This is a genomic window from Pseudomonas migulae NBRC 103157, from assembly GCF_002091715.1.
Taxonomy (GTDB): Bacteria; Pseudomonadota; Gammaproteobacteria; order Pseudomonadales; family Pseudomonadaceae; genus Aquipseudomonas; species Aquipseudomonas migulae_A.
Window position 1 is genome coordinate 172,652 of the sequence record NZ_BDAG01000004.1, and the last position, 11,771, is coordinate 184,422.

9 protein-coding genes are annotated in these 11,771 nt (G+C 52.0%); 8 read left to right on the forward strand and 1 reads right to left on the reverse strand.

Going from position 1 to position 11,771, the window contains the following annotated elements; translation table 11 throughout:
- Positions 1–20 precede the first annotated feature (20 nt).
- The 8 genes from PMI01S_RS31630 (at position 21) to PMI01S_RS05490 (ending at position 10,032) form a co-directional block, all read left to right on the forward strand.
- Positions 21–182, forward strand: coding sequence for a hypothetical protein (locus tag PMI01S_RS31630; RefSeq protein ID WP_167362914.1), 162 nt, complete (start codon positions 21–23; stop codon positions 180–182).
- The gene (locus tag PMI01S_RS05460) at positions 179–460 is read left to right on the forward strand and encodes a hypothetical protein (protein WP_084318339.1); all 282 of its coding nucleotides are present in this window, start codon (positions 179–181) and stop codon (positions 458–460) included. The genes PMI01S_RS31630 and PMI01S_RS05460 overlap by 4 nt, the downstream gene beginning before the upstream one ends.
- Complete coding sequence (locus PMI01S_RS05465; RefSeq protein WP_084318340.1) at positions 457–741, forward strand: DUF3077 domain-containing protein; 285 nt, start codon at positions 457–459, stop codon at positions 739–741. Before PMI01S_RS05460 ends, PMI01S_RS05465 begins: the two co-directional genes overlap by 4 nt.
- Positions 738–3,629: a DUF927 domain-containing protein gene (locus PMI01S_RS05470; RefSeq protein ID WP_084318341.1), complete on the forward strand. Its 2,892-nt coding sequence runs from the start codon at positions 738–740 to the stop codon at positions 3,627–3,629. The genes PMI01S_RS05465 and PMI01S_RS05470 overlap by 4 nt, the downstream gene beginning before the upstream one ends.
- An 86-nt stretch (positions 3,630–3,715) precedes the next feature.
- Positions 3,716–4,558 carry a coiled-coil domain-containing protein gene (locus PMI01S_RS05475; RefSeq protein WP_084318342.1) on the forward strand — a complete coding sequence of 281 codons (843 nt, stop codon included), beginning with the start codon at positions 3,716–3,718 and terminating at the stop codon, positions 4,556–4,558.
- A 63-nt stretch (positions 4,559–4,621) separates the two neighbouring features.
- Complete coding sequence (locus PMI01S_RS05480; RefSeq protein WP_084318343.1) at positions 4,622–4,807, forward strand: hypothetical protein; 186 nt, start codon at positions 4,622–4,624, stop codon at positions 4,805–4,807.
- 607 nt (positions 4,808–5,414) lie between these two features.
- Positions 5,415–8,348, forward strand: coding sequence for an ATP-binding protein (locus PMI01S_RS05485; RefSeq protein ID WP_084318344.1), 2,934 nt, complete (start codon positions 5,415–5,417; stop codon positions 8,346–8,348).
- Entirely contained in the window at positions 8,341–10,032 is a 1,692-nt protein-coding gene (locus tag PMI01S_RS05490) for a response regulator receiver domain (protein WP_084318345.1), read from the forward strand. The genes PMI01S_RS05485 and PMI01S_RS05490 overlap by 8 nt, the downstream gene beginning before the upstream one ends.
- A gap of 18 nt (positions 10,033–10,050) precedes the next feature.
- On the opposite strand, the gene PMI01S_RS05495 is transcribed toward PMI01S_RS05490, so the two are convergent.
- Entirely contained in the window at positions 10,051–11,217 is a 1,167-nt protein-coding gene (locus PMI01S_RS05495; RefSeq protein ID WP_084318346.1) for a DNA cytosine methyltransferase, read from the reverse strand.
- Positions 11,218–11,771: the final 554 nt, after the last annotated feature.

An 11,771-nucleotide genomic window follows, 5' to 3' on the forward strand; every position in this document is an offset into this window, starting at 1 on the left:
CTCAGTACAAGGAGCCTCACATGCAACACGCCCTCAATCCGTCCAAAAATCGCGCCGCTGCCCATCGTGCAATGGCTCTCGCCGCTTTACACGCCAACTCCAGCCTCGCTACACGCCTCACTCGCTACAACGCCCATATGGCCAAAGCCCGCGCGCTCGAAACCGCCGGCGGTGCCCAATGAATTCCCCGTTGAGTTTCGCCTTACCCGAGGATTTGCTTTGCGTCCACAAAGGCGCCGACGCCGGTGTGCCGATTGACGCCATCACCTGTGCCGTGGATCGAGCCAACTCCGTGCTTTTACTTCTTGAAGACCAGTTCGAGTGCGACGGTCCACGTCTGGCCAACCATGTCATCGCGGCGGCGCTGTGGGATGTTCGAGGAACACTGGGACTGATCCGCACCCTCGCCGTGCACGCCGACAACTCCACTCGGCTACCCGTGAGTGGAGGTGCCCAATGACCCCTTCCATTGTGATCAATACCGTGGGAGGCGCCACCTTTGCCAAGTGCAACGCTCAGAATCAGCCATTGTTCCGAATCAATGCCGGCATCTCGTGCGAAGAAGCGCTCGAACAAGCTTCTCTGCTCATGGATTGTGTGAACAAGCTCACCTTCCTGAGCGGCATGGAGAATGACAACGCCTCAATGGTCTGGGCTTCGCATTATTTGAGCGAGATGGCGAAGGCCATCATTGATGACGTTACCAGCGGGTTGCAATTGGCCCAGGGCGGTGGCGTATGAAGGTCTCTCACTCCAATAGCCGTCGTCCTACGTTCGCCCAAGTCAAAGGCGCTGCGCTGCAGAACATCGACCGGGTGCTTGGACATTGGCTGCCCAACGGCAAACGCGTGGACGGCGGCAAGGAATACACCGCAGCCAATCCAACCCGCGCCGACAAGCGCGCCGGCTCACTCAAGGTCAACTTGAGCAAAGGTACCTGGGCAGATTTTGCCACTGGCGACAAAGGTGGCGACCTGATCGATCTGGTGCGCTATCTCGACGGCGGCACCGATGTCGAAGCCTGCAACAAGCTGGCCGATCTGCTCCACGTTACCGCTGGGGCAGCTCAATCGAAACCGACCCCCAGCAAAAGCAAAACACCGGAATGGCTGACCATCCAGCCGATCCCGGCCGAGGCGATGAGCAAATGCCCGGCCAAACACCGGCTACACGGTACGCCGTCCAAAGTCTGGATTTACCGCGACGCTCAGGGCCAGCCAGTCATGGCGCTCTACCGCTTCGATTTGGGCCCGGATGAAGACGGCAAGCCACGCAAGGTGTTCGCTCCCTTGACCTGGTGCCAACGTGCCGACGGTCAAACACAGCAATGGCGCTGGCAAGGTCTGCCGGAGCCGCGTCCACTGCTGCGCCTGGATGAACTGGCACAACGCGCAGAGGCACCGGTCATTCTGTGCGAAGGCGAAAAGGCCGCCGACGCCGCGGCGGAGTTGCTGCCCAGCTACGTGGCCACGTGCTGGCCGAACGGCTCGAACGCCTGGCACAAAGCCGACCTGGCACCGCTCAAAGGTCGGTCCCTGGTGTTGTGGCCAGACAACGACGCCAGTGGCAAAAGCTGCATGGACGCCGTCGCCGAACAACTGAAACAGATCGGTGCCGCGTCAGTGCGTGTGATCGCCCTGGACGTCTTCAAACGCAATCCCACCCTCACGAATGACCAACCAATGTTCGCCAAGGGTGGCCAATGGGAAGACGGTGACGACGCGGCCGATGCACAAGACAAAGGTTGGACGACGCTGCACATTTCCGAGCTGGAACGCAGCGGCGAATTGTTCTGTGTGGAGCCGCAGAAAGCGCCGACTGAACAGCCTGAAGTCAACGCCAAGCCAACTACCAAGCGTGCCGCCAAGCCCAAAAACGATCTGCTGCCCGGTGGCTTCCGCCTCACAGCTGAAGGCGTGTTTTATTCCGGTGACGATGGCGAGGCACGCCCGGTGTGTTCGCCGCTGGAGATCCTGGCGCGCACTCGTGATGCGCAAGGGCATAACTGGGGTTTGCTGGTCGAGTTCGACGATCCGGATGGCGCGAAAAAGCGCTGGAACATCCCGGCACGGACCATGACCGGCGACTTCGGCAAGGACGTGCTCGGCCCACTGGTGGACATGGGCTTGCGACTGGCTGGCAGTCGCTCCGGTCGTAATGCCCGCAACGACCTGCAGAGTTACCTTGGCGGCTTTGATAGCGCCCAGCGCGCACGACTGGTCACCCGCTTGGGTTGGCACGACAGCGCCTTTCTGCTGCCCGAACAGCAGGTCGGTTCGCACGCCGAACACCTGCACTTCTATGAGGCCGGCGCGCAACTCCCGCCAATCAGCGAAGCCGGCACCCTGGAGCAATGGCAAGAGCAAATCGGCGCCTTGTGCATCGGTAATCACCGCTTGGCATTTGTGGCCAGCGTGGCATTTGCCGGTCCGCTGCTGCACATGCTCGGCCATGAGTCGGGCGGCTTTCATCTCTACGGCGACAGCTCGGGCGGCAAAACTACCCATCTGCAAGTGGCCGCCTCGATCTACGGCGGGCCGCGTCTGGTGCGCTCCTGGCGCTCGACCGACAACGCCCTGGAGTCAATCGCCGCCGCGCACTCCGACGGGCTCCTGGTGCTGGATGAAATAGGCATGTGTGACCCGCGCATCATTGGCGAAACGGTGTACATGCTCGGCAACGGCACCGGGAAGGCACGCGCCAATGATCGAGGACAAGCCGGCCGCCAGGTTCAGGAGTGGCGCTTGCTGTTTCTCTCGACCGGCGAGAAGACCTTGGCGCAACACATGGCCGAAGCCAACAAGGAGCTGAAAGCCGGCATGGAAGTGCGGATGCTCGCTGTGCCGGCGGACGCCAGCAAGGGCCTCGGCATGTTCGACGTACTGAACGGCTTCGATGACGCCGCCGCCCTCTCCGATGCACTCAAGGCCCGGGTGGCCAAGTACTACGGCACACCGCTCACCGCCTTCCTGTCGGCCCTCTGTGAACCGGGTAAGCGGCAAGGTTGGTCGGCGATCCTGCGCCACACCTTGGAGGGGTTTATCGCCAAGGCATTGCCCGCGTCGGCGAGTGGCCAAGCGCACCGCGCAGCAGCCCGTTTCGGTCTGGCTGCCGCTGCCGGCGAACTGGCAACCGCGATGGGAATTACCGGCTGGCCAGACGGCACGGCCACCACCGCTGCCCGGGTCTGCCTCAGTGCCTGGATGAATGAGCGCGGCGGGGCCGGGAACCTCGAAGGAGACGCCATCTTGGCGCGGTTGCGCCAGGTGATCGAACGCTTCGGTGAAAGCCGTTTCACCCGCTGGGAGTCGGCGGCCGCGAAGATCGATGAGCACGGTCCCCGCACCATCGACCGGTTGGGTTTTCGCAAGACGCTGGAGCATGGCCTGGGAGATGCGTTGCACACCACCAACACCTACTACGTCCTGCCGGAGGCATGGCGCTCGGAAGTGTTCAAGGGCATGAACATCAATGCGGTGAACAAGGAGCTAATACGCCGTGGCGTCCTTGAACCCGGTCCAGACGGCAAAGCCTCCTGCGCCGTCCGTTTACCCGGACTGGGCACCCAGCGTTGCTATGTGGTGAAGACCGTACCGGGAACGGACGAGAGCGAGGCTCAGGCCGCCTGACTGCGGGCCTACTGACTGAGGTAGAGCCGGCTCATGCGGGCCTCGCCAGCCACTCCGACCCCCAATTAAATCATCAGGACAAACTCATGAACCGAATTGAACAACTGAAAGACACACGCGCCAAATTGGTCATTGAAATGGAAGCCCTCAAAAAGGAAATACCGCCTTTTGAGGCTGCGCTTCACAGCGAGGACGTCATTAACAACGGCCGAGAGAGCGACGTCAGGCATGAAATCAGCAGTCGCCAGATCAAGATCGACTCGATCGATCATCAGATCTTCCGACTCGACCAAACGCTGGACCGCCTGGAGAAGCTGGCCAACCGAGAAAGCTTGATTGAAGGCTACATTACCGACATGGCGAACTGGATGGCGGATGAGCTGGAGCTTAACGATAAACGGCAAAGCCTGAGCACTCGCCTGGAGGAAATTCGTCAGCAAGCACAGGAAGAGATTACTAGCGCACGGCAGGCTGAGACTCAGGCGGCTACCGCTTACGCCCAGGCCGTGGCGTGGGGTGACATCGAGGGCGAAAAAGCAGCTAGCACCGATGCTCAGAAAGCCGCAAAAAACCTCACTTCCGCGACCGAACAACATCGCCGTCAGCTCCTGATCATCACCGCCTTGGAGCAAGAGCTGGCCATCGTTGACAGCCACATCAGTGAGGCTCAGCTAGCACACCAAAAAATTGAGGCAACAGCCCTGCGACTGGCCCACAACGCCTTGGAGGAAGCGTGGAATGACGCAGCCCAAAAGCTGCTAGATGTGGGGGGCAAGCTGTACGCCGCCGCTCGGCTGATAGGCCGCGATCCGGTGTCCTTAATGAAGCTCGACATCCCCGAGCAGGGTGAAAACTTCGGCAGTTGGAGGTGGAGCGAACTGGCAGACCGTGGCCGTCAGCATCGCACGCGCGATCTGCTCTCGCTGTAACTGCCGACACCCTGAATCAGCCTGCTTTCGCGGGCTGTTTAATTCACTCCAAGGATCGAAGCCATGAACGCAACGACACAAAACAGCTCATCCATATCCGAAATGCTAAAAGCGAGAAAAGCTTACTTGACTGCCCTGCTCAAGATCGTGGATACCCAAACCGGAAAAACCACAACGACGCAAAAACTCACCATCACTGCGATCAAGGCCGAAATGGGGCTAATCGAGCATAAGCTGAAAAAAAGGTGATGAGGATAAGCGGAAGCTCGTGAAAGCTTCTGTTGCATTCAAATTCGGCGCGTAGTTTCCGGCCAGAATCGGTCCGTCACGACAAACCATGGGGGGCTGCTGAGAGGTCTATGCACTAGCCGGTAGTTTTGATTTGGTCGCGTAAGACCATAAGCCTAGCCACTAAGCCTGGCTTTTTTTCGTCGAATGCTTACAAAGCCGTCATAAACAAAAAATCACAATGATTAGCCTAACTCATTGATTTTGTTGTTGGACTTATACGATCTTGAACCGTGACTAAAGGATTATGAGCTGCTTGCTGAAAAGCCAAGGTCTAGTGAATACAGCAAAACTACGCGAATATTGACGCATTGATAGCAGGCCACTTTGACGTAGCATGGTCAACCTAGGCAATGTACTTCTACTGTGCCTGTCGTTGAAGAATTAGGTAGCGTCGTGCCAAGCCTGCTCATGAATATACGCTCACTCATGCGTATGCCCGTAGCGGCTGCATAGCTGTGTACAAAGGGTGTGATACCGGCATACTTCGAAAATTCCCGATCGACATTCGGCGTATGATCTGCGAAAGGCAACAGGCCAAGGAATTTAAGACATTTTGAGTAAAAATATGAAGGAATCTGTTGCGTTCCAAACGCGGGCGCGAACGATAGACCATTTGGGGCGTGAGCAGATTGCCGACGTCCCAACCGCCGTAAGCGAATTATGGAAAAATGCTTACGATGCCTACGCGCGGGAGGTCTCCCTGCACATCCACGGTGACGATGTGCCTGTAGCAGTGATGCTAGATGACGGTCACGGAATGACCCGTGAGCAGTTCCTCCAGAAGTGGCTGGTGGTTGGTACGGAATCAAAGGCAGGGAATGATTCCGTCCCCAAAGAGCTACGAAAAGGCTTAACTGAGCGGCCTAAGCAGGGTCAAAAAGGTATCGGAAGGTTGTCTGTCGCGGCATTAGGCGCCACAGCCCTGATAGTTTCCAAGCAAACGGGCAACGATTTTGTTGCATGTTTAGTAGATTGGCGACTGTTTGAGAATCCTTATTTGTTATTGCAGGATGTCAAGTTACCTGTAATAGGTTTCTCCGAGGCCAAAGAACTTCTAGGTCTTTTGCCGGAGATGCAGAAAGCTTTGCTTGAAAATTTATCAGGCTCGCCCGATGACCCTGTACGAGAAGCCAGGTTGAAATTCGCTTGGGCCGAGTTCGACAGGTTAGTTATGGAGCGAGACAATGTAAAAGATGCAATATCCGCACAAATAAAATTCTCTGCAGAACAGAAATTTAATATAGATAAGCTCTTGGTGGAGTGGCCTGTCTGGGAAGGGGCGAAGGACTCTGGAACGGCTATTATAATTTCTGAGCTGAACTCAGCACTTCTAACCTGGGTTTCGGATGGTGTTGCTGGACAATCTGATGAATCTGCCTCTATAAAGGCGTCCATGATACGGACATTGTCAGGTTTTTCGGACCCTTATAGCCCACTAAATGAGGCTCTTAATTATAGCGTTGTGGTCCATGATCGCTCTGGGGAAAAAATAGTAGTTAGCCAGGAAGACGATTATGGAATTGAATTTATAGAAAGTCTCGATCACAGCTTAATTGGAAGTGTTGATGAATACGGTGTATTTCGTGGGAGAGTGACGGTCTTTGGGAAGGATATTGGCAATGTGGAAATTGTACCGTCTCATCCCGTCCCGACATCGTATAAAGATAGAGTAGGTAAATTTTCACTTTGTATTGGTGCATTTGAACCGCTGGTTAGAACAAGTTCGCTAAGCGAAGACATTTATGCAAAGGTTAAGGATCGAGCGGAAAGCCACTCCGGGTTAAATGTTTATAGAGATGGGCTTAGGGTTATGCCATACGGGCGTCCTGAGAATGATTTTTTCAAAATCGAAGAGCGCCGACAATTTCACGCCGGCCGCGAATTTTGGGCAAGCAGGCGAATTTTTGGACGCATAGCAATTAGTCGCGCAGGTAATCCAAATCTACGAGACAAGGCGGGGCGCGAAGGATTAATTGATAACGGGGCTAGTAGAGCAATTCAATCACTCATAATAGACCTGCTCAAAGTAACTGCGAGACGGTATTTTGGTGGTGATGCTCCAGTACGAAAAGAATTGCTGCCCGGAGTAGAAGCCGAGAATAATGCGGCGGCCAAAAACGCCAAACAAGCCAGAAGCGGTCAGCTAAACAATTTTAAAGCATATGTCAAAAATCAGTTACCTGAGTTGGAGTTGGCTTTGACTCGGGTAGACTCTTTAGCTGAACAGCTAAAAATAATCTTAGCCAAACAAGACTTGGAAGAGCTTTGGAAACTATCTGAAAAAGTTGATGAGCTTGAGGATATGCGGACAGATCTTAAGCTGCCGCCCAAACCGAAAACTTTAGGAAAGTTCGAGGAAAAATACAGGGAGTATAGAGACCAGTATGTAGTATTGGCCGAGATGGCAGAATCAGTCCGGCGGGAATGGGCATTTGAAACTGAGAGGCTCAACGCAAAGCCAGCAATTGACGTTGTTAAAAATCGATTTGCAAGTAGTCAGGGTGCGATTGCGGATCAGCTTGTACGTTGGCGCCGCTCGATTATTGACATGTTAGCATCAGAGCAGACAAGAATTACAAGCGACATTCAATTAGACCAGAAAGAGTTTTACAAAAAAGTTTCTCCTTTATTGTTTGAGGTTGAAGAGGGGCGCGTATCTTTGAGTGCAGCTCTCTCTGAAATTGATGAGGTAAAAGTCCAGCTAAATGAAAGTTTCTCTGCTAGATATGAGGCTTATAAGAGAAGCCTAGAACAACTTTCCAAAGGGATAGATTTAGACGGTGCATTTGCTTACGTGGGCGCTCGAACTGAAACTCTAGAAGGTAGACTAGAGAAAATTCAAAGTCTAGCTCAAGTTGGAATTAGTGTAGAGATACTTAGCCATGAACTACACGTCTTAGATCGTCGACTTCAAACAAGCCTCGACCGATTACCCTCGGACATAAAACAGACGAAGGAATACGCAGAAGCGAATTGGGCTAGGCATGAGCTCGTAGAACGGCTTCGGTTTTTGTCACAAATGCAGGTCTCCGGCAACGACATTCGTCAACGAATAACGGGTGAAAAAGTAGAAGAGTATCTTAGAGCTTTTTTCTCTAGTTCCCTCGATGAGTTAAAAGTTTCATTAAGAGTATCGGCCAAGTTTAAGTCAGTCGGTTTTTATGAATACCCATCTAGAATATTCCCGGTATTTATAAACTTGATTAATAATTCGTTGTATTGGCTGCCCGCGAGCGGCGAAAAAGTAGTCGAGATCGATGTCGTAGATGGCTCGGTTGTTGTTTGTGATAATGGGCCTGGGATCGATGCAGATGATATAAGCAATTTATTCGAGTTGTTTTTCACTAGACGCATACGCGGTCGAGGTGTAGGTCTGTATTTATGCCGACAGACTTTGGCGGCTGGTGGACATACAATTTCTTATACCAATGAAAAACCTTGGAAGCTACTGTCGGGCGCTTGCTTTGTAATTACGTTACGGAATGGATTCGATGCCTGATATTACACCGGAATTGCTGAAAGAAGCCTTTATTGATCCTATTCGCTTCGCTCTCGTGCTTGACGATGATTTTCCCACATACGCCCAAATGGCTCGCCAGGAAAGTCGAAAGTTTGATTATGAGCGCGCTGGGAGCTTATTTGAATTTTGCCGAGGACAGGGCTGGCTGTGTGATGTCGATAATGCCGTTCAAGTGGCTGAGGAGTTCGAACGAGCAAAACATCTTAATCAATCAGATCTGTTGGTTTTGGATTTTCATCTGGACTCGGATAATCCCGAGGACCCAACGAAAGCTCTGGGCGTCCTGCAGTCACTAGCGATATCAAATCATTTTAATATTGTGATTATTTATACGGCTGCTTCCCCTGCAGATGTCGCGCGAGATGTGGCCTATAGCTTGGGGGGCGGCTGCGAAGTCAGCGCAGCTGAATTACTAGAAGTTAATGACTTCTTTGAGGGGTTGGACCCTGAGGACTATGATGCCATTAAGGCTGAGTGCAACGTAGAAATAGTCCAAGGCTTTCTCGGGTCAGACAATAGAGGTGCTAGTGCCCGACAGTTGATCAAACTCTTACACGAAAAAGGTATAAAAAAACCACTTACACGCTCGGCTATTGGCGTTTTGTGTCGAGAATATTTGGAAAGCAAATTGTCTGCGGATGTTTTAAGCTCACGCCAAACCGGGGCAAAAGTAGAAGTCTGCTTTTCTGATGCGCAGCCAATGTGGATTGCCGAGGGGAATCTGTTTGCTGTTATTGTAAATAAAAGCAATCCAGTGACCGTGCTTCTAGAGCAGTTGCACGCTGCGCTTATCTCGTGGGATCCTTCGCCTCTAAGATTACTGATGATTCATGCTCGTGCGGCGCTAGAGAAAGTTGGCACCACCGTAGATGCAAAAGTCTTAGAAACACCTCGTCGCCAGGCGGGCTGGCTATTGCGAATTATAGCCTCAACAACGGCTGCCGAGCGCCGTAGTCATATCAGGGACTTATATAGTAGGCTTTTTGAAAAACTCATACTTGAGGTTGATGACATCGTAGTCGGCTTTGGAGCTAGACTACTTGATGGTGTGAAAGGTACACCTGTTGAAGTAGCGGCTCGAATGGCGAAGGCGTCCGGGCTTTCAAATCTGGACATTTATCACGCACTAAATGAGTATTTGTGTTCAGACGCTCATGCTGAAGGTGCGATGACTACTGGAGTTGTCTTCAGAGCTCCCAAAGATGGTGGGCATAACTATTGGTTATGCGCTTCACCAGCTTGCGATCTTGTCGAGGGCCAAAACAATATAGGGTGGGATAAGGAATTACACCCTTACCGCCCAATAAGTACTATCAGGCTAACGCCTGTAAATGGTTTGCAAAAGCGTTTGGAGGTAGCTACCGAAGGAAGGGACATTTTCCTTTTTATAGATGGTGTTCCTGTCGTGCTTGAAGTTGCAGATGGGACAACAAGGAAAATGAAACTTGAGACTATGCTTCTGTCCGGTGGAGGCGCAATTGTAAATGCGAAGTTCTCAGGTTTAATTATTGGGCCAAACGATGATGGTTTGCCAAATATGATAGCTACGGAATTTGAGTCTCTCGCGTTATTGCGATCCGATTACGCGAACAAATTTCTCGCGGAGTCCGGTTATCAGCGTGCGAGGATTGGTGTTGATTTCGTGTGTCTTCCAAAGCCCTAAAAGTGAGGACGAGCTTGATCAGCTCGCTCTCATAAGAGCTTGCGAGATTTTTTCAATGATAGCTTGCCCCAGGAGAATGGGAACTGCGTTGCCAATTTGTTCGCCAGCAGCCATTAGTCCTCCACTGAAGACAAAGTTGTCAGGGAAAGTCTGGAATCTTGCCGCTTGGCGTAGTGTAATTCCATGGTTTTCCGTCGGATGCACAAAACGACCTTTAGACGGATTTATGCAGGCGGTGGTCATAGTAGGACCTGGTTTAGACGGATTAATCCTCCCATATACATCGTTATGCCCACCGTGGCCTTCATGGCACTTGAGGACTCGTCCCGAGTCAGATCGACTTCCGCCGTTGATAGGAGTATTTTTAAATAATTCGATTAGTGCTTCAGAGTGATTCATATGTCTGTCATTAGGGTCATCTAACAAAGTTTTGCCGAAAACCTCTGAAGCATTTAACCAGAATGGTCTTCCCTCTCGGACGTTATCTGGAGTGCCTGGTGCTACATGCGTGGGCGCAGGGGGCCATGTGATATCGAACGGCCTCTCTTTATCAATACCTAGAATAAATACCCTTTTGCGATTTTGAGGGACGCCATAATCGCATGCGTTGAGAACTACTGGAGGAAAAAGATCGTATTTAGCTTTTTTACCCATTGAATAGAAGTTTTCAAGGTATTCAGCGTGGCGAGGCCATAAAAGCCCCGGAACGTTTTCTACTAAAAAGACTCTTGGTCTAATTTTCTTTACATAATCAAAGTATCGAGATAATAGCTCGTTTCGTGGATCTCCAACGCCTTGATTATTAAGCCGATGGCTAGAAAACCCTTGGCATGGTGGGCCGCCAATTATTATATCGCACTCACCTGCTGCAACCCCCCAACTAGCTAGGGCATCATCTGGTTCTAAAGGGAGTATGTCGGCATTTATAATTGGTACCAGTTTTCCAGCAGACTTTGAAATGTTTAGAGCATACGTTTCAGCCGCTTTTTTATTGATCTCTAATGCGCCAATTACGTTTACTCCGGCCTTAATGGCTCCGAGCGAAAAGCCGCCGGCGCCAGCGAATAGGTCGATGCACTTAGGAGCATAAGGAGGCGAGAGGGGGGCAAAGGTGTCACTAGGGCCAGACTCTGCCAGCGGAGGGCTAAGTTCCGACTCTTGAGGATCTATCACGATTTCTTGCATTCCCAACCCACGTTCAAAATTCATTCATTCTAGAGATATGCTCAGCGGGCGCAACGGGCAGCATCACTATCGGACAATGTTCGTGTTCGGCACTGCACCGCGTACTGCTGTGTCACGGCTCCTGTTGCATGAAATGGGTATCAATATGGATTCTCGTCATCGGCAGCGTTGGCACGGCACTCAAAGAAACTGATGTTTTTACAGCTGGGCCATTGGAGACGTTGCTCCGAAAGGCTACTTCGAGCCTAAAGTTGTCCTTTCTGAATGGCTGCTTCTGGTCGATTGCGGTGTTGAGTTTTCCAATTTTGTAGACGCTGACGTAACACCTGTTTGGCTTGTAACACCCTACTCACGTAAAAGCAGAACGACGTGTAACTCCAATAAAATCTTTACAATTCAATTGGTTATGACCATCTGCAACACCCGCTACACCTGTAACACCTCTTTTCTAGCCCCCCACACCCCATAGGTGATAGCGCCGTCAGCGGAAACAGTACTGGCTTGCAATCGAATAATTCAGAATTCGAACATCTGCTCGCCACACTCCAGGACGT

Excerpts from the sequence above, each read along its gene's own strand:
- PMI01S_RS05475 (WP_084318342.1), top strand. The coding sequence starts at position 3,716 with ATGAACCGAATTGAACAACTGAAAGACACACGCGCCAAATTGGTCATT.
- PMI01S_RS05480 (WP_084318343.1), top strand. The coding sequence starts at position 4,622 with ATGAACGCAACGACACAAAACAGCTCATCCATATCCGAAATGCTAAAA.
- PMI01S_RS05485 (WP_084318344.1), top strand. The coding sequence starts at position 5,415 with ATGAAGGAATCTGTTGCGTTCCAAACGCGGGCGCGAACGATAGACCAT.
- PMI01S_RS05460 (WP_084318339.1), top strand. The coding sequence starts at position 179 with ATGAATTCCCCGTTGAGTTTCGCCTTACCCGAGGATTTGCTTTGCGTC.
- PMI01S_RS31630 (WP_167362914.1), top strand. The coding sequence starts at position 21 with ATGCAACACGCCCTCAATCCGTCCAAAAATCGCGCCGCTGCCCATCGT.
- PMI01S_RS05495 (WP_084318346.1), bottom strand. The coding sequence starts at position 11,217 with ATGCAAGAAATCGTGATAGATCCTCAAGAGTCGGAACTTAGCCCTCCG.
- PMI01S_RS05470 (WP_084318341.1), top strand. The coding sequence starts at position 738 with ATGAAGGTCTCTCACTCCAATAGCCGTCGTCCTACGTTCGCCCAAGTC.
- PMI01S_RS05490 (WP_084318345.1), top strand. The coding sequence starts at position 8,341 with ATGCCTGATATTACACCGGAATTGCTGAAAGAAGCCTTTATTGATCCT.
- PMI01S_RS05465 (WP_084318340.1), top strand. The coding sequence starts at position 457 with ATGACCCCTTCCATTGTGATCAATACCGTGGGAGGCGCCACCTTTGCC.